Consider the following 25,199-nt stretch of genomic DNA (forward strand, 5'->3'; position numbering starts at 1 on the left):
GTTCATGATCTTTTTTTTGCTTGATGGATGTGGTTCTAACTCAGAGCCTTGATCGCGCGCGTTATTGACTGCTTCTTCTTCCAGTAGTCGAACCATGGATCCTCTCTCTGGAAGCTGAGGTATTCGCAAGCCGTGCTTATCGTCCATTGCGCACCACCCTTGAGTTCTCGCAGCTGTTCCCACGCCACCGGCATCGAGACCCCCATCCCCGGCCGCGACCGCGCTGAGAACGCGCATGCCGTCGTCTGCCCATGCCCGTTGCGCTGGTAGTCGATGAAGATCTTGCCCACCCGGTTCTTGGGGCCCATCACCGCGACGAACTTGGAAGGAATGACTTTGGCCATGTGCTTGACCACTGCCTGCGAGAAGGCCTTGACCTCGTCGAAGTCCAGCTTGGGCGTGATCGGTACCACCACATGGAGGCCCTTGCCCCCGCTGGTCTTGAGCCAGCTCTCCAGGCCCAGCTCGGTGAGCATCACCCGCGTGAGTTCCGCCGCTTCCTGCAGCATGGGCCAGGTCACACCCTCGCCGGGGTCCAGGTCCAGCACAAAGCGGTCCGGCTGGTCGATGCGTGCGGCCTTCGAGTTCCAGGTGTGGAACTCCACCACGTTCATCTGGGCCGCGGAGATCAGGGCTTCGACGGAGTCCACCTCCAGCAGCGCCGCATGGTCCGGCCACAGCGCGGGATCCAGTTCCTTCATGCCTGGCATCTTGCTCTCGGGGTGCTTCTGGAAGAACAGCTGTCCGCTGATGCCCGTGGGCGCGCGAACGAGCGAGACAGGCCGGCCCTTGAGGTGCGGCAGTATCCAGTCGGCGATGCTCTCGTAGTAGTGCACCAGGTCGATCTTGCGCAGACCCGTCGAGGGGTCGATGACCCGCTCGGCGTTGGTGATTTTCACCTGCGTGTTGGTGGCCGGCGCTTTCCGGCGGGTTGCCGCTGCTGCCGGCTGGGCCTTGGGCCGTTCGCGCACGATAGCGCTGGCCGGTTTGTCCGTGCGGATGCCGCGGAGTACCGCATGGCGGATGCGGCGGTCAGGCGTCCATTCGCCGAATGCTACCTCGACCACGAGCGAAGGCTTCACCCAGCGCTCGCTGCCCGCCCTGCGTTTGGACCACCGTCCCGGCTTGACCTCTTCTGCGCTCACAGGCGCCGCATTCACTTCGAGCCTGGACAGCTTGGTGTGCAGTTCTCGACCGCCGGCGGAATCCCAGCCCGTGCCAACGGAGCCGGCATGGCGGAGTTCCCCGTTCTCGTAGTAGCCGAGCAGCAGACTGCCCACTTCCTTGGCCGCATTGGTGCGGTCCGTGAAGCCCAGCACCACGAATTCCTGCCGGTGTTGGCACTTGAGCTTCACCCAGGTCTCTGTTCGGCCCGAGACATAGGGCGCATCGGCGCGCTTGGCCATCACCCCTTCCAGTCCCATCTGACAGGCCGCGCCCAGGAGCTGGGTGGGAGCCACCTCAAACGCCTGGCTGAAACGCACGATCTCGCTCTCCCGTTCGGCGAAGAGCTCTTCGAGGACCTTCCTTCTGGATGCCAGCGGCACCGAACGCAGGTCCATGCCGCCCAGGAAAGGCACGTCGAAGACGAAGAGGACGATCTCCGCAGTGCGCGCGTTGTCGATCGCGTTCTGCAGGCGGTTGAAGTCGGGGATGCCGGGGTCATTGAGCACCACGATTTCGCCATCCAGCCAGGCGCTGGTCAGGCCCAATTGCGCAAGCCCATCGGCGATGGGTTGCAGTTTCTCCGTCCAATCGTTTCCGTTGCGCGTGAAGATGCGCACATCGTCGCCATCGATGCGCCCGAGGACCCGGTAGCCGTCGAACTTGGTCTCGATGATCCAGTCGCCCTCTGGCACTGCGGAGACAAGGGTGGCCAGTTGCGGCGCCAGCTTGGCAGGGAGCTTGCCTTTCTTGGCCGCGGCCAGGTCGCTGGCGCCGGTGTTGCGGCGCGGAGCCATCGAAGCCTCGGCCCTGGGCTCTCGTTCCTCTACCAAGCCCAAAGGCTTCTCAACAACGCTGTCGGGCAGCGCGGTGATGACGTTGTACTCCGCGCTCGGCCGCGCCCAGGCGTCGCCGCGCTTCTTGAACAGCATCCACTGGTCCTGCTTCTTCTCTCCGGGCTTGGAGATGCGCACCAGTTCCCACAGGCCCGCGAGCTTCTGGCCATGCAGGTGGAACATGATCTTGCCTTTGACCAGGCCATCGCGAGGATCGTCCACTGGCTCCCAGGTGCCATGGTCCCAGATGATGACTGTGCCGGCCCCATACTCCCCCTTTGGAATCGAGCCTTCGAAGGTGTTGTAGTCAATGGGATGGTCCTCGACATGGATGGCCATGGACTTCACCTTCGGATCGTAGGAAGGGCCTTTCGGCACGGCCCAGCTCACCATCACGCCATCGAGTTCCAGGCGGAAGTCGTAGTGCAGGCGGGACGCCCAGTGTTTCTGGATGACGAACTGCAGAGGGTCGGGCAAAGCCCCTCCTCGCTTGCGCTTCGCCGGGACGACGCCAGCAGGCTCCGCGGTCTTGCCGAAGTTGCGCTTTGCGTTGTACGTGGACAGAGGCTCAGGAGGGCTCTCCGGCGCGGGTTGGGCGTTGGGCTTTTTCGTGCGTGCCGTAGAGACCCTGGCGGCGGGCGCCTTGGCCATGATGGGTGTCTTCCTCTTGAGCGTGAGTTCCGCCCAGACAGGGGCGTGGTCGCTGGCCCCCTCTCGCCCCCGCTCTTCGCGGTCCACGCCTGCATCTGATACCTTAAAAGAGGTGTTCACCAGGATGTGGTCGATGCGCAGGCCCGCATTCCGCTCCCAGCGCTTGCGGCGGTAGTCCCAGAACGTGAATGGCACGTCCTTCGCCTTGCGATGGACCTCGGCGATGGCATCGGTCCAGCCTTGTTCCAGGATGGACGCGAAGGCTGCGCGAGCCTCGGGCTGCAGCAAGGCGTTGTCGCGCCACGTGTCGGGCTTGTAGATGTCCGCGTCCGTCGGGACGACGTTCCAGTCCCCCATCAGTACCACCGGGTAGCCGGAGTTCCAGAGTTCCTGCGTGCGCAGCCGCAGGCGCTCGAACCATCGCAGCTTGTAATCGAATTTGGGACCGGGTTGCGGGTTGCCATTGGGCAGGTAGAGGCACGCGAAGAGCACGCCGTCGATGGCGGCCTCCACGTAGCGCGCCTGCGTGTCGGCGGGATCTCCCGGAAGCGCAGTCACGACCGGGAGAGGCTCGCTCCCGCGACATAAGAGCGCCACGCCATTCCATGTGCGCTGACCGACCACCACTGTCTGGTAACCGGCCGCCTGCAGTACATCCGTGGGAAAGTCAGCGGTCGGGGCCTTAAGTTCCTGCAACGCGACCACATCGGGCTGGGTGCGCTGCAGCCAATCGACAAGCAGGTCGATCCGCTTGTTTACGTTGTTGATGTTCCAGCTCGCGACGCGCACAGCGCCACCCATTCACATCAGCGCTTGCCGCCCTTCAGATGCTCTTCCACGGTACTGGCGTCATTGCCCACGGCCTGCACTGCGGCCTTGAGCTGGTCGGCGGTGACGCCAAATTTGGCGGCCCAGTCGCGCACCTCGTAGTCCTCACTGAGGCTGATTCGGGAGCGGTCCTGCCCGCCGGTCTTGGTTTTGTCGTCTGCCATGGTGGTCTCCAGTTCGGTTGTAGAGTTCAAATCGGATACCGCCGCGCGCCACAGGCGCGCAGGCTATGCCGCATTCGCTTTGCTGCCTACTTGGCAGCTCCCATCTTCCCTTGGAGCACTGCCAGCAAATGTTGCTTGGCCTCAGCTAGCTGAGCCTTGTCGGTGTCGTGGACCTTCTTGAAGAACGCAGCGCATTCTTGCGAGCCGGCAGCTTCGGCGTCCTTGATGTACTGGTCGTAGGCCATCAATGCCTGGGCCTTGTTCTGGATCAAAGTGATCCAGTCGTAGGCGAGGTCGCTGAGGGGATGGGGATCATTGGCTTTCTCTTGCATGGGTTTCTCCACAAATTGAACGAGACGATGAGGCATCGGCGACGCCTCGTGGATGTTTGTTAGCGGCCATCCTTGTCAGAGTCACCGGGGATTGCCCGCTCCACCGCGTTGCTCACCCGGTGCCAGGCGTCGCGGGTTGCGTGCTTTGCCTTCTCCCAGTCCAGCGACGAACGCCCTCGCACGCCGCCCCATTCCCTGCCAAGCTCAGGCTCGATGTCCTCGAACGCGCGATTCGGGTACTTGGAATAGGAGTCCACGCCGTACCGAAAGGCAGGTTGGAACTCGTCGTAGGTCGAGCCGCTGGCATAGGGCCGCGAGGCAAAGTTCTCGCGCCAGTAGGTTTCCTCGACAGCGGGATCCGCCGCCTTGCGGCCCATCACCGCGCCGGCCACGGCGCCGACAACAGCTCCTACAGCTGCGCCGGCCGGCCCTGTCAGGCCTCCTGCCAGGGCGCCTGCTGCGGCCCCGCCGGCAATTCCTCCGGCAGCGCCACCTACGACGGCGCCAGCGCCGGGGCTGTTCTCGGGATCAAGTGGACTGGTGCGAAGTTCGCTCATGATGGTCTCCTTCGATGTCGGCCGCAGACCGAACGATTCAGGCCTACAGCGGGGTGGTTACATAAACACCCAACGTACGATCTGCAATGGAAGGAAGGCCTAGGCCGACACGCCGGTTTACTCGCAGGGATCTCCTACAGCTACAGTCCCGCTGCGCCCATTCCTACGCTTCAGCCCGCGTCGTGCCGACATATGACGACTTGGGTACTGCGCACCATGAATGCGTTCGCTTGCCACTGTGGTCAGCACCTAACCAGGAAACGCCATGTCCCAGCAACCCAGACACAACGAGGCCGAAGGCTCTGGCAACAACCAAGCCGCGGAAGTTGCACCAAGTGCCTTGAATAAAGGGGATCGTGGCGTCATCGATCTACCGCCCACCACGTCGGAGCAATTGAACTTCGAGGACGCAAGTGAAGACCACGCGCGCGGTAACACCATCCGCACTGGTGGAACCTGGGACACACCCGATCACAACACCGGAGACCAAGGCGAGCTTGGCAAGGCTCCAGGTGGGGGTTTGTCGGACAGAATTGGGCCCAGCGACCCGGATGCCAAGGGCGAATCGCCACCGGATTGAGACCCTGCCGAGAGCAGCAATCAGCGTCTGGGCCGCTGGTTGACCATCCACCCTGGGTTGTGGAGTCCGTGAGTTGGCTAGCCCCAGAAAGCGATGTCGGAAGAAATGGCATTGCCCCGACCATCACCGCCAATACGAAAGTATGCGGGCTGGCTGAGTATCTCGAGCCAAGACTGGAAAAGGGTTGCATGCAAAACTAGGGTGCCAACCGCCATTTGCTCGCTCAGCACAAACGAAGGCTCGGGGAGTTCATTCGCGAACGAGAAGCCGACCCACAGTGCGGTGGAATGTCGGCCCTGGCGGCCACCCGCAATCTCTATTACACCGGCGGCAGACACGACCTCAAGATAGTCCGATGTGAACTTGCCCTTACCGTCCAATCCAAGCACGCGCCGAGTCTTTACACGAATAGGCACATAGCCACTCCATTCTGGTCCCGTCTTCGTTGGTGTGAACTCCCCCAGTAGTCGCCTGGGGGATCTCGTTTCATCTCCGCGAGGTCTCACGCTCAATGCTCCTTACGAATCTGCTGCAGGTCTCCGCAGCCCATGGGGAGGGCTCGCAGCAAGCGCTGCCCGCCCATATCCCGTAATTCGTCGAACCACCGCAACCGCAGGCTTGCCCACTTCGGGCAATTCCGCCTCGACCATGTCTGCTGCAGCGAGCACACGCAGTTTGTCCAGTTCGGCCTGGCCAGTTACTTCCAACGGAAATGGCCCCACCGAAATTGCCCGAAGGAATTCCAGTGGCATACACCCACCTCTATTTTTGGTGGCTTATCGTACTGCATTCACTCCGTACGGCTCGCCCGCGCAGCCTTGTCGCCAGCCGCTTTTTACCAGCCCCGCCCTCGTCAGTCGATCAGGTTCTGCTTCAGCGCGTAGTACGTGAGATCGCTGTTCGATGCGAGGTTGAGTTTCTCCATCAGCCGCGTGCGATAGGTGCTCACAGTCTTGACGCTCAGCGAGAGCGCTTCTCCGATGTCGCTCACGGTGGCCCCCCGTGCGAGCTTGAGAAAGACCTGCATTTCTCGATCCGACAGCTGCTCGTGGAGCGGCGCGTCGCTCGGGCGGTTGAGTTGCTGCGCGAGCAGGTCGGCGACGGCTGGCGTAAGAAAGCGTTTGCCGAGTGCGATGACCCGGATCGCCTCCAAGATCTGGTTGGGGTCGCAATCCTTATTCAGGTAGCCACTGGCACCTTGGCGAATCAGGTTAAGCGCGTACTGTTCCTCAGGGTATCCCGACAGGATGAGGATGCCCATGTCCGGAGCCTTGGCACGCAGCATGCCCATGGCGTCCAGACCGCTCTGACCTGGCATGGACAAGTCCATTACGAGAACATCGATGTCATGCTTGCGAATCAGGTCGATGGCCTCGCGGCCGTTGGACGCCTCGCCCCCCACCCGAATGTCAACGTGGTCTGAAAGAAATTGGCGTAGACCTGATCGGACAATTTGATGGTCATCAACAACTCCCACACGGATCATGAAGCTCTCTCTCGCAAGGTGATTTCAAAAAATGGTGCAGCCGGCCGGTCGGTGGCTTGTGCGCGCGTCCCGCACTGGCGCGGCCTCATTCTCCGTAGGACTTCGTCGGCTCTTTGTCATCCTTTTTCCCGACTTGGAGGGACAGCATCGTGTCCAGCGCGGGTTAGCGCGAGCGGGGCGCGTCGCGTGTGACGGCCAGCGCAACAACGGCGACGCCTGCAGCCGCTACCAGAAGGTCTTCCACCAGCCCACTGCGGGTCTGGCCCACATGCCGCATCGCTCGCTTTCGCGCGTCCAGCGTTATGTAGGCCAGCGGCACGGCAGTAGCAATAGCAGCCGCCGCCCCTGCAGGCTCGCGTCCATGGGGCGCCAATGCGGCACCCGCAATACCGGCACTTGACACTCGCGCGATCAAGCCCAGCACCACGTTCGATCAGGCGCAGTCCTCATCTTGTCGCCAGCCAGTTCGCCAGCGCCCATCGCCAGGGCACCGAACTTGAATGCCTCTGCGCAGGTTAGCGATGGAAAGGCGCCCCCAGCCTTCGGCTCCGCGGGCGTCGCGGGGGCCGATGCTGCCACTGGCTTTTGCGGATGCAATTACGCAGTCACGGCTGCCCGCGTAAACAGGTCGCCCCAGCCGCCCTGTCCACCCCTGCGATCTGGTCGTTGCCGCGATCTCTCCACAAGCGGAGTATTTTGCTGCGTGGCCTAGTCCATCTGCTTGATCGCTGTAACCACCTGGCCCACAACCTGCGCATTGTCCGCTGCCGGCTGGCGTGTAATCTATGATCAGTTAAGTCGCCCCGCCTTTGGCTGATTGCAGTAGGCAAAAAACCCATCCAGCTCGCGCGATTTGTCGAAAAGTGCAACGGCCCCGGGCGTCATGCAACGCTCGCGGACGTCTTGCGTGGCATAGTTCGTCAACACGATGACCGGAACGATGATGCCTTGTGCGACCATTTCGCGTAGGACGCCCAAGCCCGAGCCTTCAGCAAGAAACAGGTCCAAAATGACGAAGTCTGCCTGACTGGCAAAACGGTTCAGCCACTCCACAGCCTCGCCTTCGCCCTCGGCGGTACCAATGACTTCCACGTCCGCAATTTCGGCCAGCGTGGGAATAAGGTTGTTGCGGATAGTCGGGCTGTCTTCGATCAAGTAGGCGTGCCGGGTAGGCATCTTGTCTCCAATGCGCAGCAAGGTATGCTGCATGGAATAAGGTTGCGCCAGATATAGGCGGACCTTTGTAAGACGTAACGCCGGTGGCACGCTCATGTATCCGCGCTGGCACGCATTCGCAATGAGGTTGCTTGATGGATCAAGACAAGTTGGCAATTGCTGAGAGAACCCGGCTGACCTCAACAGGCTTGACGAAGTGGCCTTCAAGGCCCTCAGCTACACTTCGCTCGCGATCAACGGGTTGGCCAAAGCCGGTAAGCGAGTAGATCTTTGGCGATGCCGGCCCCAATTCTTGGCGGATTTGCGCTGCCAATTCATAACCGTCCATCACTGGCAGACCCACGTCCAGCAAGGCCACCTCTGGTCTGAATGTGTTTACCAAGGCGAGCGCCGTTGCTGATTCGTAGGCCACGCGGACATCATCCCCACTTCTGCGCATCAGATCAGCAAGAAGGTTTGCCGCGTCTTCGTTGTCATCAACGATCAGGATCTTTCGTGAGGGGCCATGGTTGTTTGCAGGTTGCGCAGCGGGTTCCGTCTGCTCTTGTGCTGGCGATGCCAAGTGCACCCGCACGGTGAAGGTGCTCCCCAAGCCGGGGCCATCACTGTGCGCATGTACTGTTCCCCCATGGGCGGCCACCAAGCTCTTGACCAGCGCCAAACCGACTCCGAGACCGCCCTCTGCACGATGTACGTTACGAGTGCCCTGAAAAAGCAGGTCGAAGACGCGAGGAAGCACGTCCTCAGCGATGCGTTGGCCGTTGTCGGTTACGGTGATAACGGCCGTGTTCCCATCGGAATGCGCCGAAAGGCTGACGCGGCCTCCAGCAGGGGTATAACGGGCCGCAATGGTGAGCAGATGGCTCACCACTTGCGCCAGCCGCACCGGGTCACCGCGCCAGCGCATTTCAGAGGCTGGTATGTGTGTTTCAAGGGTGTGCCCACACTGCTCCATCAACAGGCCGACCATCTCAACAGCCTTGCTCAGAACGGTGCCCAACTCAACGGTCTCTTCGCGCAAGCTCACCGTTCCGCGTGTGATCCGCGACACGTCCATCAGGTCATCTACGAGGCGGATCAGGTGGCGCACTTGGCGATGAATGATGCCTTGCTCTTTGGAGGTTGTTAGGTCGCCACGACGCTTCATCAATTCCAACGCTGTCAGAATTGGAGCGAGCGGATTGCGAAGTTCATGGCCAAGCATGGCGAGAAACTCGTCCTTCGCGCTGGCCGCGATTTCAAGCTCTGCGAGTAAGACCTGTCGCTCAAGCTTGGACGACTCTGCTTGTCGTTTCGCAACCACCAGGTCTGTCACGTCCACAGCAACGGCCATCAGGCCTTGAACCCTGCCGGTTCCGCGGGTGACATGTTGAAGGTTGAATCGGAAAAAACATTCTTCCAAGTGACCGCTGCCCGTGCGATCAAGCAGCACGCGATGCTCTTGCGCCGCATAAGCCTCGCCGGTTGAAAACGCATGGTCCAGGGCCTTCAACGCTTCACTGCCATTGAGCTCAGAAAATGCCTCCAGGTAAGTCTTTCCCTCCAGGTCGGCACGCCCGACCATGGCTTTGTACAGCGCATTGGCAAGCTTGCATACACCGGACATGATCTATCACTAAACCAATTCACGCTGGCTCACCTCACCACACCTCGTGACCATGTCAACGACGAAGTCACTTCCTAAGCTAGTTTTTGATCAAAAGTTGCTTTCGTCGATGACGGTCCGCAGTTGCGTATTTCGGTCGCTACTGGACGGTGGGGACGAAGTGAGTTGGACAGCTGGAACGGCGGGAGCTGGACACACAATTCGGCTCTCGTGGTCATCTCCAGATTGCTGACATGAGCTTTTGTTTAGCTTTGCCGAGTCGCCGTATCGGGTGATGCAGAGCACTTGCGCGACCAAACTGAATTCCGCTATCGGCCGAGGCTGTGTGAAAACCCAACCCTAAACTGCTGCCCAAAACTAAAATAACGGCACCCGATTCAAGCGAGGTGCCCCATGAAGCGATTCATCGAAGGCGAAGACCGGCAACAGGTCACCATGCTACCGGAGTGCCTGGGCGACTACATCGCAGAGGACAACCCGGTGCGCGTTGTCGATGTCTTTGTCGAAGAGCTCAATCTTCGGGCACTGGGTTTCGATGGGATCAATCCGGCGGTCACTGGCCGGCCTGCGTACCACCCGGCCGTACTGCTCAAGCTCTACATCTACGGGTACTTGAACCGCATCCAGTCCAGCCGCCGGCTGGAGCGTGAAGCCCAGCGCAATGTCGAGCTGATGTGGCTGACGGGGCGCCTTGCGCCAGACTTCAAGACCATTGCGGACTTCCGTCGAAGCAACGGCGCTGGCATCCGCAACGTCTGCAAGCGCTTCATCGCCATGTGCCGGCAGTTGAACCTCTTCTCACAGGCCATCGTGGCCATCGATGGCAGCAAATTCAAGGCCGTCAACAGCCGTGACCGCAACTTCACGACCGGCAAGATCGAGGCCCGTCAGCAGCAGATTGAGCAGAGCATCCAGCGTTACCTGGACGCGCTGGAGACCGCAGACCGCACACAGCCCGCTGAGGTCGAAGCCAAGACAGAACGACTGCAGGAGAAGCTAAAAAAGCTGCGCGAACAGATGCGGCAACTCGATGGCATCAAAGAGCAATTGAAGAGCCTTCCCGACGGCCAGGTCTCCCTCACCGACCCTGATGCACGTTCGATGGCCACCCAGGCCAAGGGATCGGGCCTGGTGGGCTACAACGTGCAGACCGCTGTCGATGCCAGGCACCACCTGATCGTGGCGCACGAGGTCACGAACGTTGGCAATGACCGGGCACAGCTGCACAACATGGCCTGTGCCGCCGAGCAGGCCATGGGAAGCGAGAACCTGCAGGCCTTCGCCGACCGGGGCTACTTCAGTGGCCCACAGCTCAAGGCCTGCGAAGACGCTGGCATCACGACCTTCGTGCCCAAGCCGATGACATCCAACGCGAAAGCCGAGGGGCGCTTCGACAAAGGCGACTTCATCTACATCGCCAAGGATGACGAGTACCAGTGCCCTGCAGGCGAGCGTGCGATCCATCGGTTCATAACGGTCGAGAAAGGCCTGAGCCTGAGCATCTATTGGTCCAGTGCCTGTCCGCACTGCCCGCTGCGCGAGCAATGCACCACCAGCAAATACCGACGTGTCCGGCGATGGGAACACGAAGAAGTGCTGGAGCGCGTTCAGCAACGGCTGGACAGCAACCCCGAGGCGATGGCATTGCGCAGATCCACCGTGGAGCATGTCTTCGGCACGCTCAAGCACTGGATGGGCTCGACGCACTTCCTGATGAAGACCCTCAAGCACGTGGGCACCGAGATGAGCCTGCATGTGCTGGCCTACAACCTCAAGCGGGTGATGGGCGTGATGGGTATCGCGCAGATGATGCAGGCGATGCGGATGGCGAAGGCGTGAGGCCTTTGTTGGCTTTTTACAGGCCGATAGAGGCTTCGGGAAGGCGTCAAAAGGCCCCGGTGCGCCAAAAGCGATTCTGCAACAGCACTGATGGAAAATGCGGCTCAGTGCTGCAGGATGGGGCCGGCTCGCATACTCGTTGAGCGTTTCCACACAGCCTCGGCCCAAAGCAGCCGTTCGCCCCTTGCCCAAAGCTGCCTTTAATCATCCAAGAGCGAACATACTTCAAAACCGGCGCGATTTAGACCCGCATCCGCATCCGGCTTGGTCGATGGAGCACGCTGGGGCGCTATTGGTCGCGCAACCAGCATTTGTGCGTCGAACCTTCCAAGCCCATGCACCGCCAACAATCAACGCGGCCAACACCGTAGCGGTAATAGGTCCAGTCCATTCGCCCAGCAGCCGCCCCGCCAATCCAGCGGCGGACAGCCCGCTGAGCAGCGTAACGGCGATGGGGATGGAGCAGCACGCAACGCATGCGCCTGCCAATCCGAGCGCGGCCAAAATGGGTTTTTTCATGGTATTTCTCTCAAAGCTTACCGGGGACATTCCCGTACACTGACTCTAGAACCTCAAGCAACTTGAGATGCAAGGAGAATCGAATGAATACCCTGTCGAGCGATGGGCAATTGAGCATTGGTGTGCTGGCCCAGCGCACGGGGTTCAATGTGTCTGCGCTGAGGTACTACGAGGAAATCGGGTTGATACCTCCCGCCACACGGCGGCCGAGTGGCCACCGTGCGTATGACGAGAAAGTCCAGGAGGTGCTGACGCTCATACGGCACTGCCGGGACTTCGGGTTCTCGATAGAGGAAACCCGTGCCCTTGTGTCGCTCTCCACCAGCGATGAACGCGATTGCGTGGAAGCGCGAGACATTGCTCAACGGCATCTGAGCGCGGTGCAAGCGAAGTTGGAGGAGCTGAGAAACCTGGAGCGCAGCTTGGTCAAGTTCGTGCAGGCTTGTTCTGACGATTGCATCGGTGGGCCCGCCCCCAAATGCACCATCTTGACGGACCTGAGCCTGGGTGTTACCGGTCCAGCAAAGCCCAAAGGATGCTGCGGCTCTTAGGCTGCCCGTGCCTTAACGCGAGCAGACCCCATGCCAGTGGATAGACAAGCAGCTTGAACGCCCGCTGTTGGCCGGGTGGGGCGTGTCCCGATCGATCAGCCTCTTCAGGTGCGGTGTCAGCGCCCTGAACGTCATACAGCAATTTGCAAAACGGTCAGGCACCGACGACATGCCTCAGGTAGGCGATACAGCACTGGGGGTTAGTGAGTCACTTCGGCCTGGACCAACAAGCAGGGCACCGGGACAGACCCCGCGACTGCCTGGGAAGCAGCCCATAAGCGCGTGGGTGACTTTGCAGTTACCATTCATACCGATTGGTATTCGTACGAGGCAGCGTACGGGAAATTGCGAGCGCGCATGACGCGCTTACAGCCTCCTCCTGTGGAATGTCTGTACACCCAGACTACCAGTCACGACCGTGCAGCAGGCGCTAGGCGGCCGAACCGGGGTGGTCTGTACGGCCCCCCTCGTGAGTGGTACTCGGCATTTCTCGCTGGGGCGAGGTCCTGTGCGCCGTATTTCAACGTCGCGGCGCAGAACCGATCCGTCCATCCCGGTTTCATTGACCCCGCTCGCCAGGAACAACCTATGTGGACAATAAAAAGAGCCAGCGACAAGGGCTCCAACGAGGCAGCAGAGTCGGTGCGCTGGCTGCGCCGGATGGCGTTTCTGAGCGTGGCAGTGCCCCTGGTGATCTACGCCATTTTCGGGGTGGTGGGGTTCCTGCGTGCCACCGACGAGACCGATGCACGGGTGTCTCGGTCCCTTCGCGTTGCGCATGAGCATGCCTCCAAGGTGATGGCCACGTCCGAGGCGGTCGCCGAAAAGGCCTTCTCCCTGGTCAATGGCAAGAATCCGCAGGCGTTGCACAGCATCGAGGCCTTCCTGCACGAAGAGTTGCGCAGGCGCAGCATGGACCAGCCCCAAATCCAGTCCATCCTGGTGCTTGATGCCCAGGGCCGGCCGATTGCCAGCAGCCGCATGTTCCCGTTCCCGCGGGTCGATCTGTCCGATGGTGAGTATTTTCAGCAGCATCTGCGGGGCCGCACGGGGCCCCATCTTTCCAGGCCGCTCGTGACCCGCACGTCCAACGAGCGGGTGCTAAATGTCAGTATCCCCTTCGAGGACGACGTCGGCAAATTTGGCGGGGTCATCAACGTGGCCTTACTCACGTCGTACTTTTACGATTTCTATGGGGATCTGGTGGCAGACGAGCCCAACCTGGCGGTGAGTCTTTTCCGGGGAGACGGCGAGATCTACACCCGCTGGCCCTACAGCGCCGACATACCGGTGAAATTGCATCCCGACGCGCCGGTAATGCAGCGGCTGCGCGCTGGCGAGGACTCAGGGCGCCTGCGTGGCTCCTCGCCGATAGACCAGAAGGAGCGCGTCATCGCCTACCGCAAGGTGGGTGACTACCCCTTATACGTGTCCACGGCGATGCGGCTAAACGTGCCGCTGCGCGAGCTGTTTCAGCAGCTCGCGCTGTTATTCGCCATGGGGGCGCTGCCGGTGGCTGCCCTGGTCGTCACGGCGCGGGCGGCGCTGCGAAGCGCCCGCGCTGCGCACAACACGCTGCAGGACCTGGAGCGTGAAACCGAAAGCCGCCAGCGTGCCGAAGAGGCGCTGCGCCAGGCGCAAAAGCTCGAGGCGCTGGGCCGGCTGACCGGCGGCGTGGCGCACGACTTCAACAACGCGCTGATGGTGATAAGCAACAACCTGCACCTGCTCAAGCGCACGGCACCGGAGTCGGCCCTGCGGCAGATCGAATCCATTGCCCGGGCCGTGAAGTCGGCGACCAATCTCACCCGCCAGCTGCTGGCCTTCTCGCGGCGCCAGCCCCTGGTGGCCGAGTACGTGCAGCTGCAGCACAAGCTGCCGGCCATCCAGGACCTCATCGTTCCGGTGCTGGGCAGCCGGGTGCGCCTGGAAGTGCAGGTGGACCCCTCCACCGCACCGGTGTTCCTGGACATGAGCGAGCTGGAGCTGGCGCTGCTCAACCTGAGCATCAACGCGCGCGACGCGATGCCCTCGGGGGGCACGCTGTCGATCCAGGTGCGCAATGCCGGGCCCCGGCCCGCAGGGGCACAACCGGCGCAAGAAGCCCAAGGGGCGCAGGGTGCTCAAGCCGGGATGGTCGTCATTGAGGTATCCGACACCGGTAGCGGCATTGCGCAAGACAACCTGGACAAGGTGTTCGAACCCTTCTTCACCACCAAGCCCGTGGGCGAAGGCACGGGCCTGGGCCTGAGCCAGGTGTATGGCTTTTGCCAGGGCGTAGGTGGGTACGTGGAAATTGCCAGCGAGGTGGGCAAGGGGACCAAGGTCAGTTTGTACTTGCCCTGCACGGTCTACAGGGCATCCACGCAGGAGCCCGCCGTCGATCCCTCTTTCAAGCCCCTCGGCATGCGCCTGCTGGTGGTGGAGGACAACGACGAGGTGGCCGAGTCCCTCGTCCCCCTGCTGCAGTCGCTGGGGTGCACCGTTACCCGCGTGGACCGCGCCGATAAGGCCATCTACCTGCTGCAGGAGGGCCAGCGGCCCGACCTGGTGCTGACTGACGTGATGATGCCCGGCGAGCTCAACGGAGAGGGCCTGGCAAGGCTCATCCGCGAGAAATGGCCTGCGCAGCGGGTGCTGCTGATGACGGGGTATGCCGAGCAACTGGCGCGCATCTCGCAGCTGGGCTTTGATGTGCTGCCCAAGCCCTGCACGCCCCAAATGCTGCATGCCGCCATCGGCAAATCCGCAACCTAGACGCACCAAGCCGCGCACGGCGTGCGGATTGGTGGCCAGCGGTTGTCCTCCATGCGCGGTTAGCTACTGAAGTAAGCGCCTGTTGGGCACCGGGACATACCTGGCATCACAACAGTCTGCAATCAGCGCATCGAAAAGATCGAAATTGAGGGGTTTGAGCACAAGGTGGTCGGTCCCTGACCAGTCAGCGACCTCGCGGCGTTCGATGTCCCCCCGGATCGCGATCGTGATGCATTCGGCACCCCATGCTGCTTTGGCCGCGGCTTTAAGACGGTGAGACAACTCTACGCCGGTGCAATCCGGAAGGTCGTCGTCGATCAATACGACATTCGCAAGCCGCTGAAGCATGTGATCAAGAGCAGCCCGTCCGGTCGTGGCTTGACTCACGCCATAGCCAGACTGTTCCAGCAGTTCGACCATGAGCTCAAGCGACTCCTTCGAACTATCAACCACGAGAATGTCCTTCACAGCCCCCCCAAAAATGGCAGATTGTGCGCCTTGGGGCGGCTTTGGGACTGGCCAAATGGTTACATTTTTTATCTAGCGCGACGACTCAGAAACGGCCCTGAAGCAAAATGAATTTGGAGTGTGGCACCAATAACCAGAAGTTGCATCCCACCCAAGTCCAGCGCCGGAGAGTCGACTATTCAGTGCGCCAGGGGGAACGCTTCGAGGCGAATCCGCGCGACCTCGAGAGCCATTTGCAGCTGCGCTGCACGGTGTGGATCCGGCTCGCTACCGCGCAATATCCTGTGGATCTCTTCATGCTGTGCTTCCAGGGCAGAAGCCCAACTGGCTAAAGCGTCAGATCTACCGTTGCGAGGAGCATGGGAAGTGTGCATCGCTTATTTTGGCATGCCAATGTGATCACGCGGTGTAGGCTGCAATCTTGACTTGAGTTTGTGACTCCGAACCGACGCTAGTTCCTAGGCCAGTGTGCTCATGCCTACCAACGACAAGCACTTGCCTATTTGTTGGGGGTTGGGCGTAGACAGTCAACATTCGTCGAACGACATTGCTCTGGGCCATGAACCGGGTGTTCGCATGTCGATCAATAGATATTGGACCCTGGACATCCGCTCACTCCTCAGTCAAAGTAAATGCGGAACGGCATGAACGGAGAAACAATGAACAAGTTGTCAATTTCCGCCCGCTTGATGATGGCATTTGCAGCGATGGTGCCTTTCTGATCTCGCTGGGGGCGACCAGCCTTATACGTTCGTCCGCCCAACGGTCAAAACTGGTCGACGTTGTTGAAACCCGCGTGCCGATCACCAAGGCACTGGGCGTACTGGCCAACAGCGTGAACACGCAGGCCATTCAATTTCGCAATTTGGTCATCTTCAGTTCAGAACCGACTAGTAAGGCAGCGTACGACCAAATCACCTCTGCGCGGGCAGCGACTGCCGAGCAGTACAAGCTGCTGGACAGACTGGTTTCCTCCCCCAAGGGAAAGGAGCTACTTGCCAACATGCTCAAGGCGCGTTCCGAATTCTTTGCGCGCGGAGATGAGTTTTTGTCCTTGGTACAGAAGGGCCAGAAGGAGGAGGCAATCAAACTGCTTGAAGAAAAGCTGCGCCCCATCCAGCTCGACTACCAGAAGGCGCTGCGTGACCAGGTGGAATTCCAGGCGCAGCTCACCGACGAAGCGGGCAAGGAGGCCGAGGCGGCCGCCGCGGCCCTGCAGCGCGACGTGCTGATCGCCGGCGCCCTGACCATCGCCCTGGCGATCTTCCTGGCCATCACCATCATCCGCTCCATCACCCGCCCTCTGGCCCAGGCCGTGCAGGCGGCTGACCGCGTTGCCGCCGGCGACCTGAGCGGCGACATCGTCGTGCAGTCCCGCGATGAGACCGGCCACCTGCTCAGCGCCCTGCAGCGCATGCAGCAAAGCCTGGTGGCCACCGTGACCACGGTGCGCGGCAACGCCGAGAGCGTGGCCTCGGCGAGCGCGCAGATCGCCTCGGGCAACAACGACCTGTCGGCGCGCACCGAGCAGCAGGCCTCGGCACTGGAAGAGACCGCCGCCTCCATGGAAGAACTGGGTTCCACCGTGCGCCAGAACGCCGACAACGCACGCCAGGCCAACCAACTGGCCCTGAACGCCTCCACCGTGGCCGTGCAGGGCGGCGACGTGGTGGCCGAAGTGGTCGAGACCATGAAAGGCATCAACGCCAGCAGCAGCAAGATCGCCGACATCATCTCGGTCATCGACGGCATCGCCTTCCAGACCAACATCCTGGCGCTGAACGCCGCCGTGGAAGCCGCCCGCGCCGGAGAGCAAGGCCGGGGCTTTGCCGTGGTGGCCAGCGAAGTGCGCAGCCTGGCCGGGCGCAGCGCCGAAGCGGCCAAGGAAATCAAGAGCCTGATCACCGCCAGCGTGGAGCGGGTGGAGCAAGGCACGCAACTGGTGGACAAGGCAGGTGCCACCATGACCGAAGTGGTGGCGGCCATCCGGCGGGTGACGGACATCATGGGCGAGATCAGCGCCGCCAGCAGCGAGCAAAGCGCAGGCGTGGGCCAGGTGGGAGAAGCGGTCACGCAGATGGACCAGGCCACGCAGCAGAACGCGGCGCTGGTGGAAGAGATGGCAGCGGCGGCGAGCAGCCTAAACAGCCAGGCGGGCGAGCTGGTCAACGCGGTGGCGGTGTTCCGGCTGGCGCACGACGGGGGCGGCAGCAGCAGTGCCGCGAACAGCTACCGGGCACCGGCATCGACACCAGCGCCTGCGGTGCGCAAGCCGGTGGCCATGGCGGCGCGCACGCCCGTGAAGGCGCCGGTGGGCAAGGCCCCGGTGGCCAGCCGGCTGGCTGCGCCCGCAGGCGCGCGCACGACGGGCAAGGGCGGCGACGAGGAGTGGGAAAGCTTTTAGCGCGCACAACCGTTCGTGGCAAGGAGCCTTTGCCGAAGCAAGAGTCGATTTCTGTGTGTTTGGCGAGATAGCGCAGTTATGCGACGAGTTTCTTCGGCACTCACTGGACGCTTACTTCTTCGCTAGGCCTTGAATGCGCGGCGTTGGCGCCGAGATTGCAGCACGTCCATATCCGGTGATTTTGCGCACTACGGCCACTCCCGTTGATCCAACGGCGGGTAAGTCCACCTCGATCATCTGCGCAGCAGCCAACACACGCAACTTATCGATCTCCTGCGGGTCGCTGATCGTCAAAGGCAACACTTCGTGCGAGATCTGTCGAAGGTAATCTAATGGCATTTGCTCTCCATGGATGTTCGACGCCAACCCTATCCGTCCCGGAATAGTTATGCGCCAATCACGCTACGTCCTGCACGCACACCTGATTGCGGCCTTGTGCCTTGGCCTCATAGAGCGCGGCGTCGCTTCTGCGCAGAAGCGCCCTGGACGAATCCTGCGGCGCGCGAAAGCTCGCCACGCCCGCACTTACGGTTATTCGCCCAACGAGTGGCATTTCTTGTGCCGCGACACTGTCAACGATCGCCTGGGCGAGAGTTTGCGCGCCAACGCTGTCCGTGTCAGGCAAGATAACTGCGAATTCCTCACCGCCTAGCCGGCCAATGATGTCGCAGGCCCTTACGCGCTGCTCGAGTACTTGAGCTAATCGTCGCAGCACTTCGTCGCCCGCGTCATGACCAAACGTGTCGTTCACTTTTTTGAAATAGTCCACGTCCACCGATACGAGGCTTAACGGCCGTCCACTTCGCGTCGCCAGGGCCACTGCAAATTCGATCTGTGTAGTAAACCCTCGCCTATTCAACAAGCCTGTCAGCGCATCTGTACGCGCCTGGAGGTCCAACGCCCGGTTCGCCGCTTCCAGCTCAGCAGTCCGAACGAGGACCTGCTTTTCCATTTCTGTGTTGGCCGTGAGCAGTCGCGCTGTCATCCCTCGCAAAGCAAATGACAGCTGCTTCACATCGCGATTTCGGTCGACAAGCGGGATCATCGCGCCAAGTTTTCCGGCTTCCACCTCGCTCGCTGCTTCACACAGAGTTTTGATGTCTTCGCTAAGGCGTCGTGCAGCAAACCATGCCACCACGATTGCAGCCAACGCCGCGAACGCGCCGAAAAAAAGCGTGGCATTGACGGCCCTATTGGCATCTGCAAAGGCTATGTCCACAGGTTGCCTGGCAACAATAGTCCATCCAAGATCACTCGCTTGGTTTCGCGGCCGCAAAGGTACCGACGAGGTAAGGTAACTCTTTCCATCGACCCACGATGACACCGCTGCGGGCTTCTTCAATCCATCTGTGAAGGACGGCGGTACAGGCAGTCGTTGCTTTCCACGCTCCAGCTCACTTCTGTACGCCGGAGGTGAGTAGATCAGCGCACCTGAGCGGTCGAAAACAAACAATTCAATCGACGAAGCTTGGGTGACCGTGGGCGCAAGACTTTCCAACACATCTCTCGTCCATTCCCAACTGCCGTGCATCCCGAGCACCCCCACGGTCGTGCCGCCCAGTTCGATCGGAGCGGCAAAATCGACGAAGCGATGAGGCTCGCCGGACGCATTGGGCGGCAAAAGCTTCTCCAACAGCTTTGCAGGGTGCACGTCGCCAACGTGAAGGTCAGCAAGGCCAGCGATGAACCATGGACGCTCTCGAACGCTATTGCCTTCCAGCAAACCCTGGGTTGCGGCCTTCACGTGCCCTTCAGCGTCAGCGACTCCGATCCACAAACTGTAGGGGTCAATTGCCTGATTGCGGGCAAGAAGCTCGCGTACCTCTGGCGAGTCAAGGCCCTTCTCCCAGATGCCTCTCGCTTTGGAAAGCACCTGTACCACGCGACTACGTTCAAAAAGGCCTTGTGACAGCTGTCGACTTGCGTTTTCAGCCACGGTATGGAGCACCTGGCTCGCGTCCTTTTGCACGCTAGAGCGAAGCATCCCGCCCAACCCTGCCGAGAGAACCAATGTCAGGACAACGACAAGAGCAGCGAAGACCAAAGAGAGTTGGGTCCGCAGGCCTAGTTGGCGAAATAGCGCGAGTTTTGTCATGCTGACCTCACTGAAGCGGCCAAAACATCCTCTGGCACATGGACCTTCCCAAGGCTGTTTCTGCAGAGACTACCGAGAATCAGACGTAAGATCCTAGCACTATGGACTGGCCGATTCCAAGAATGTTGTCAAGAAATAAATGGCAATGAAAATCATATCGATCTGGCAGCAGTTCAAGCGAGGGCGCGCCCTTTCTGATATTTTCGATTGCATGAGAATCATCACTACTGAGCACAGGCTTCGATGCGATGCGTACAACAGTTGTTGGGTGCTCCTCATGCGGCAAACGAAGTGGTCTGTCGCTTCCGTGGAGCTGCCAGATGGCAAGACGGAGTTCGTCTCCCCTGCTGAATCATTCGACACCGAAGAGGAGGCGCTGGATCACGCCAGAACCTGGGTATGCGCTTTCAGTGGGAAGCAATTCCAATAACGAAATCTTCTGTAGCGTTTGGGCGCTCGTGAACTGGCAGCGTCCAGTCGCCTTATCTTGTGGCAGCCAAGCTACGGTGTTAAGTGGGCTGCCAAGGATGCGGCTGTAGGTCCTCGATGCGGCTGTTGAGCTGCGCCCGCAAGATTTGAGAACATCGCGCAGATAGATACAGCGCTCGCGGCGACACATGCGGGCCGACTGCACCAAGCTCATCATCACAGCCGCGCGTTGTCCGGCCAGTTCAATGACTGCGAACATCCAAGCCTTGCGCCCCATTGCCAAGGGCTTGAGCTGACGCTACAGGAGTCTGTTGTCGATGCGCACCGCACCGTCTTGGAGTTGACGCGCAAGTGCAGGTCTGTGTTTGGCCGGGGCCCATGCTACCCATCACCGTGGATGCAACGCAGCCCGATGGCCTGACCTTCACGCCCCTGGGCTTGCTTCGCTGGTGCGTGGCGGCGTGGTGGTGCAATTTGCGCCTGAGGTGGCGGACCTGGCGGGTCTGGTCAGCGCTGTGACCACGGCATTGCCAGGTGCCACGCTGAAGCTGGGTGCCGAGGGTGTACTGCAACTGGGCTTTAACGGCACCACCTATGTGCTCAAGCCCGACTGGACGGGCGCGGGTGTCGGCACAGGTGCAGGCACGCACCGCATCGGGGTAGACGAACAGGGCCGCATCGTGTTCCAGGTAGGCACTGGGCCCAAGCAACTGCTGCTGCCTGCGCTGCTTAGCACCGCTCAGGCACAGGGCATTTTCAGCGCGGCGATGCCTGGTTCGACGCTGGCCGTGCAGCCAGGCAGCAGCGACGGGCGTTCACGCTCACTCTGGGCGGGCAGGCATGGCGACTGGTGCCGCGTTTGGCACTGCCTACTGGCGCGGCAGGCCAGAGGGAGCCCTGGCGTATGGGCGCGGACGGGGTGCTTTACCTGAAGCTGGGAACGCAGGTTCAGGTGGCTGCGAGTGGCGGACTGACTTGCCTGCGCAGACGTTCCGCTACATGTAGCGACTTAGCGAGCCCATCACCATGCGCTACTGGTGCCGCATGTCGGTGACCTGATAGCGAAGTGTTGGTTTGAGGGCTCAGCAATGGCGGTGTACGCAGGCCTATTGACCGCCAGGGACGTATTGCGCTCCGATCGCATGGGGATCATGAATAAGGAATAGTGCGTACTTCTAGAGTGGCGAAAGACCTCTGCGACAACCAAAATTGCCGCAACGTGGAAGGGTGATCCTGCCTGACATGACGATCCGCGATCACGTGCTGCACATCATCGCAAACGGAATTGCGTATGTGTCGCTAAGGAAGTTTTCGGTCACAGCCAATAGCCTCAACTGCTCATTTGAAACACGTGACTTTGAAACGCCTGGCTGCACTATGTAGATCTTGAGCTTGACCTCCGCCTGCCGGCTCATATCGCGAATCTGTAGGAGCTGGGCTTCTGTGCCACGCTCAAATCGCGTCGATGTACCCCGGCTCACCCGTTGATCGTTGCGACTGAGCAAATGCGTAAAGAGGCCCGTACGACGCCCATGGAAATCAGCCAAGAGGTACTGCGCTGGGCTTGTCCGCAGACAACATACAGGTCATCGATACGCGCGCCCGGTTCGCCTCCCGCATACTTGAGGTCGTAAAACTCGACTTCAATGATCGGCAAAGCTGGTCTGGTTCGGTCAACCTTGATCGCCACGATATCGGCTGCTTCGCCGGCCCCATCGTCATCAAAAATTATTTCGTACGCCTGCTCCTGCTGAAGGAGCCCTATGACGTAATGCTGGATTGTTCCGGGCAAACGATCTGGGCCTTGCGACTCAATACGAATGTTGACGCCTGCCCAGTTCAAGACCTGGAGTAGATCTGGACTGTATGGTCGCAATGTCTCTGGCGGAAGTTGCGTGAATTCGCAGCCTTCAAGTGAAGAGCCGTCTGCGAACCAAATAGTCGGAGGATGTTCGTTTAAGAAGTCCACAAGATGTTGCTCCCTGGAACCGAAGGCAATCTTGAGAACAACCCCTCGCTGCTGCACGAAGCGGAAATCAAAACTATCCTCGTCTGAGACCAACTCAAGACGTAGAACACACTCCCATTGATCCGAGAACACTCGAATCAGAAGTGGGGCGTCGAGTTCACGAGCCAGTGGCTCGATGTCGACATTCGTTGAAGGTACTCCAACCACACTGACACCCCAGAACCTGCAGCCTGACTCCGGTCGCTCAAGAATCTCCTTGGGCCAATCTGCCGCTATGGCGGGAATCGCGGGCACTCGTCCAACTGGCTCGGGCTCAGTGTTCCTCGTAGTACCTGATCCGGGTCGATGGATTCATCAATGAACTTCGCGCCAACACCGCGCGCCCACTTCGCAAAGGTGTCCACCCGCAGCCTCAAATTGGACCAGACACGCCCTCTCTTCGCAGTTCCGATGGAAACCATTGCGCCATGCTCAAAGCCGCCACCAGAGAGTACTGCGCGCTTGGATCCATCCAGTACTGCGCTCTCAAGCCCTTTTCCGACTTCGAGAAACTCGCATCTACCTGACAGAGGAATATCTGGGTGAGCTATTTTGATAGCCATCTCTCCGCGAAGCCACCGTCTCTTCAACATTCTGATCGGCTACTTCTATTCAGAGTCGCAGTCTCTTACCGGTCCGATCAAAAACTGGCAGCTGCACGCCTTCAGTCATAGGGTACTAGGTACTGGCCGAAGTCTCACTACTGTCAGCCAGGCGTCAAGAGTCTCAGTCGAAGGCACCAAGTGCGCCACGTGAGCGGTGGAAAGGCATTCTGTCTGCATCGCAGCTGCCAATTTTTGGTTCAAGACCAGACATTCGTTACACAGATTTATAAAGGAAATACCAATGTCACTCCAATGCATACAACCGGAAGGTTTGTGGGACTCATCCCCCTATCTATTCAGTCAGGTGGTGAAAGCGAGCAGTCCGCGAGGCATTGCATTCATCGCAGGCCAAGTGGCAATCGATCCCAACGGATCGCTGGTCGGAGTCGGTGATGTTGACGCCCAACTAAGGCAGATTTTTTCAAATCTCCGCGCTGCAGTTGAGGCAGCTGGCGGCAGCGTCAGCCACATCGCGAGCCTGACGGTATATGTCAAGGATATCGGGTACCACCGCAACTACCTTAAGGTTTTGGCGCACGAGTTCGCAGGACATCGGCCAGCGGAGACTCTGGTGCAGGTAGCCGCCTTAGGCCTGCCTGAGCTTGAAGCAGAGATTCAAGCAGTTGCAATTCTGTAAGGAAGGGCTTCGTAACTGTGGATCGCCCTTGCTCGCTAACGGCCGCGTCTACTGATCCACATCGGCATGAAGCATGCAAGCTTTGGATGGGGTAGCGGAGCGAACTCACGCGCAAGCGTGAGTTCCTGGCGAGATGGAACGCGTGATTCCTTGGGGTGAGCTTGTCTGTCTATTGACCCCAGGACTGCCAGATGCCAGTGGGGACGGCCACAGTTTTCCTTCGAGGCGATGCTGTGCATCTGGTTCATGCAGTAGTGTTTCACCCTGAGCGAGCCCGCGGTTGAGGAGGCCTCTCATGATGTTCCCATGTTTGGGACCTTTGCGGGTCTGGGTGCCGTCGACAACGAAAAGTGGACGCAGTTTAATGAGCGTGTGGACATTAGTGAACAACAGCACCCAGAATCCCATGTTGCGCCGCCGCGCGTCGTTGGACCCCACCAACCAGGCGGCCAACACCGAAGCCGCGAAGGCAGTCCATTGCGCCGCGTCCATCCAGTTGTTCCTTGAGCGCCTTCCTACTTTTACGATGCAGGGACGGCTACCATGGCCCCGTCCCATCGCATCAGCGTGGCACCGAAGCCGCCGGGCGCCCGGAAGTGCTTGCGGGCACTGGTGGTCACGCGCGCGGCGGCTGTCCAGGCGATCAAGTGGCCTCGTTCCTGCAGGCGTTGCACCAGGGCGACATCCTCGCCTGTGGCCAGCGGCGGGAAGCCGCCGGCAGCATGGTAGGCCTGGGCCGTGACGCCGAGGTTGGCACCATGGATGTGGCGGTGCCCGTCACGGTCTTGGTACAGAGCCTGGAAGTGCGCGCGCACCGCGTCGCCGTGCGCGCTCCAGTCGCGCACCTGCACAGTGCCGCACACCGCATCGGCGTGCAGGCGCAGCTGCTGGCTGATCCAATCGGGCGCTACTTCGCTGTCGGCGTCCGTGAATGCCAGCCAGCGCGCGCCGGCGGCCAGTGCGGCCTGGGCACCGACCGCTCGCGCCGTGCCGACATTGCGCGCCCGGCTCTCCAGGCAGCGTACCTGCGCAAAGCCGCGGGCGATGCCTCCCGTGCCATCGCTGCAATCGTCCAGCACGACGATCACCACCACCGGCTCACCCGTCAGCGCGGGGCAGGCCGCGGCCACCGCCAGGGACTGCAGGCACCGCGCCATGTGCTCTTCTTCGTTGTGCGCAGGGACGATGACCGCGATCATGGATGGGCCTGCACGGGGGTGGCCGCGACCGTGGTGGCGGGCGCCGCCACCGCCTGCGGGTAACCCGTTTCCACCTTGACGGCATCCACGGGAGCCATGCCGCCCGCGAGCAGCCAGGCGGCGAATGCCATAGCCGCCAGCAGCTCTGTCAACAGCAGACGCGGGCTTTCCCACGGCGAGACGGGTTGCGGAAACTCTCCGGACAAGCGCCGGGTGCGATAGGCCTGGGTCGATTCGGAATCCATCACAGCCTCCGTGGGTGGGGTGGATCCAAAGCTAAGCTTTGCACCTGCGCCCCAATGTCGGAT

The 25,199-nt window shown here is 60.7% G+C and carries 21 protein-coding genes and 2 pseudogenes; 8 read left to right on the forward strand and 15 right to left on the reverse strand.

The annotated features are described in order from the left end of the window. Positions 1-35: 35 nt before the first annotated feature. From ligD to AC07X5_RS22135, 4 genes are all read right to left on the reverse strand, one after another. Positions 36-3,440: a DNA ligase D gene (ligD, locus tag AC07X5_RS22120; RefSeq protein WP_494771846.1), complete on the reverse strand. Its 3,405-nt coding sequence runs from the start codon at positions 3,438-3,440 to the stop codon at positions 36-38. Positions 3,441-3,457: 17 nt separating this feature from the next. Next, positions 3,458-3,643: a DUF3606 domain-containing protein gene (locus tag AC07X5_RS22125; RefSeq protein WP_494771847.1), complete on the reverse strand. Its 186-nt coding sequence runs from the start codon at positions 3,641-3,643 to the stop codon at positions 3,458-3,460. 86 nt (positions 3,644-3,729) lie between these two features. Next, the gene (locus AC07X5_RS22130; protein WP_409954927.1) at positions 3,730-3,975 is read right to left on the reverse strand and encodes a hypothetical protein; all 246 of its coding nucleotides are present in this window, start codon (positions 3,973-3,975) and stop codon (positions 3,730-3,732) included. A gap of 59 nt (positions 3,976-4,034) precedes the next feature. Then, a complete protein-coding gene (locus AC07X5_RS22135; RefSeq protein WP_494771848.1) occupies positions 4,035-4,532 on the reverse strand; it encodes a hypothetical protein in 498 nt (165 codons plus the stop codon). A gap of 265 nt (positions 4,533-4,797) precedes the next feature. Between AC07X5_RS22135 and AC07X5_RS22140 the strand changes: the two genes are divergently transcribed. Further along, the gene (locus tag AC07X5_RS22140) at positions 4,798-5,112 is read left to right on the forward strand and encodes a hypothetical protein (RefSeq protein ID WP_494771849.1); all 315 of its coding nucleotides are present in this window, start codon (positions 4,798-4,800) and stop codon (positions 5,110-5,112) included. A 77-nt stretch (positions 5,113-5,189) separates the two neighbouring features. Here AC07X5_RS22140 and AC07X5_RS22145 read toward each other — a convergent pair whose 3' ends face one another. The 4 genes from AC07X5_RS22145 to AC07X5_RS22160 form a co-directional block, all read right to left on the reverse strand. Then, the gene (locus AC07X5_RS22145; protein ID WP_494771850.1) at positions 5,190-5,501 is read right to left on the reverse strand and encodes a hypothetical protein; all 312 of its coding nucleotides are present in this window, start codon (positions 5,499-5,501) and stop codon (positions 5,190-5,192) included. A gap of 464 nt (positions 5,502-5,965) precedes the next feature. Next, positions 5,966-6,598, reverse strand: coding sequence for a response regulator (locus tag AC07X5_RS22150; RefSeq protein ID WP_494771851.1), 633 nt, complete (start codon positions 6,596-6,598; stop codon positions 5,966-5,968). A gap of 789 nt (positions 6,599-7,387) precedes the next feature. Next, entirely contained in the window at positions 7,388-7,807 is a 420-nt protein-coding gene (locus tag AC07X5_RS22155) for a response regulator (protein ID WP_494771852.1), read from the reverse strand. 106 nt (positions 7,808-7,913) lie between these two features. Further along, complete coding sequence (locus AC07X5_RS22160) at positions 7,914-9,380, reverse strand: hybrid sensor histidine kinase/response regulator (RefSeq protein WP_494771853.1); 1,467 nt, start codon at positions 9,378-9,380, stop codon at positions 7,914-7,916. Positions 9,381-9,773: 393 nt separating this feature from the next. Here AC07X5_RS22160 and AC07X5_RS22165 point away from each other — a divergent pair, with 393 nt between their 5' ends. The 3 genes from AC07X5_RS22165 (at position 9,774) to AC07X5_RS22175 (ending at position 15,046) form a co-directional block, all read left to right on the forward strand. Next, positions 9,774-11,219: an IS1182 family transposase gene (locus AC07X5_RS22165; RefSeq protein ID WP_494771854.1), complete on the forward strand. Its 1,446-nt coding sequence runs from the start codon at positions 9,774-9,776 to the stop codon at positions 11,217-11,219. 602 nt (positions 11,220-11,821) lie between these two features. Further along, positions 11,822-12,289, forward strand: a complete 468-nt coding sequence (locus AC07X5_RS22170) for a MerR family transcriptional regulator (RefSeq protein ID WP_057203496.1) — start codon at positions 11,822-11,824, stop codon at positions 12,287-12,289. A 588-nt stretch (positions 12,290-12,877) separates the two neighbouring features. Further along, the gene (locus tag AC07X5_RS22175) at positions 12,878-15,046 is read left to right on the forward strand and encodes a hybrid sensor histidine kinase/response regulator family protein (protein WP_494771855.1); all 2,169 of its coding nucleotides are present in this window, start codon (positions 12,878-12,880) and stop codon (positions 15,044-15,046) included. Positions 15,047-15,109: 63 nt separating this feature from the next. On the opposite strand, the gene AC07X5_RS22180 is transcribed toward AC07X5_RS22175, so the two are convergent. Then, entirely contained in the window at positions 15,110-15,514 is a 405-nt protein-coding gene (locus AC07X5_RS22180) for a response regulator (protein ID WP_494771856.1), read from the reverse strand. 659 nt (positions 15,515-16,173) lie between these two features. Between AC07X5_RS22180 and AC07X5_RS22185 the strand changes: the two are divergent. Then, a pseudogene (locus AC07X5_RS22185) lies at positions 16,174-17,918 on the forward strand (methyl-accepting chemotaxis protein). A 111-nt stretch (positions 17,919-18,029) separates the two neighbouring features. Here AC07X5_RS22185 and AC07X5_RS22190 read toward each other — a convergent pair. From AC07X5_RS22190 to AC07X5_RS22200, 3 genes are all read right to left on the reverse strand, one after another. Continuing rightward, the gene (locus AC07X5_RS22190; RefSeq protein WP_494771857.1) at positions 18,030-18,257 is read right to left on the reverse strand and encodes a hypothetical protein; all 228 of its coding nucleotides are present in this window, start codon (positions 18,255-18,257) and stop codon (positions 18,030-18,032) included. A gap of 58 nt (positions 18,258-18,315) precedes the next feature. Next, a complete protein-coding gene (locus tag AC07X5_RS22195; RefSeq protein WP_494771858.1) occupies positions 18,316-20,013 on the reverse strand; it encodes a sensor domain-containing diguanylate cyclase in 1,698 nt (565 codons plus the stop codon). Positions 20,014-20,365: 352 nt separating this feature from the next. Continuing rightward, positions 20,366-20,701, reverse strand: coding sequence for a hypothetical protein (locus AC07X5_RS22200; RefSeq protein WP_494771859.1), 336 nt, complete (start codon positions 20,699-20,701; stop codon positions 20,366-20,368). Between the two features lie 202 nt (positions 20,702-20,903). Between AC07X5_RS22200 and AC07X5_RS22205 the strand changes: the two genes are divergently transcribed. Then, positions 20,904-21,374: a hypothetical protein gene (locus AC07X5_RS22205; protein WP_494771860.1), complete on the forward strand. Its 471-nt coding sequence runs from the start codon at positions 20,904-20,906 to the stop codon at positions 21,372-21,374. A 545-nt stretch (positions 21,375-21,919) separates the two neighbouring features. Here the strand turns inward: AC07X5_RS22205 and AC07X5_RS22210 are convergent. Next, positions 21,920-22,705 carry a hypothetical protein gene (locus AC07X5_RS22210; protein ID WP_494771861.1) on the reverse strand — a complete coding sequence of 262 codons (786 nt, stop codon included), beginning with the start codon at positions 22,703-22,705 and terminating at the stop codon, positions 21,920-21,922. A gap of 591 nt (positions 22,706-23,296) precedes the next feature. On the opposite strand from AC07X5_RS22210, the gene AC07X5_RS22215 reads away from it, so the two are divergent. Beyond that, entirely contained in the window at positions 23,297-23,692 is a 396-nt protein-coding gene (locus tag AC07X5_RS22215) for a RidA family protein (protein WP_494771862.1), read from the forward strand. A 107-nt stretch (positions 23,693-23,799) separates the two neighbouring features. Continuing rightward, a pseudogene (locus AC07X5_RS22220) lies at positions 23,800-24,022 on the forward strand (transposase); the annotation flags it as partial. Between the two features lie 191 nt (positions 24,023-24,213). Here the strand turns inward: AC07X5_RS22220 and AC07X5_RS22225 are convergent. Together AC07X5_RS22225 and AC07X5_RS22230 are read right to left on the reverse strand one after the other, a co-directional pair. Beyond that, positions 24,214-24,891, reverse strand: coding sequence for a glycosyltransferase family 2 protein (locus AC07X5_RS22225; protein ID WP_494771863.1), 678 nt, complete (start codon positions 24,889-24,891; stop codon positions 24,214-24,216). Then, positions 24,888-25,136, reverse strand: coding sequence for a hypothetical protein (locus tag AC07X5_RS22230; protein WP_494771864.1), 249 nt, complete (start codon positions 25,134-25,136; stop codon positions 24,888-24,890). Before AC07X5_RS22230 ends, AC07X5_RS22225 begins: the two co-directional genes overlap by 4 nt. Between the last annotated feature and the right edge of the window lie 63 nt (positions 25,137-25,199).

The organism is Acidovorax sp. GW458-11-26-14-TSB4, assembly GCF_059423865.1.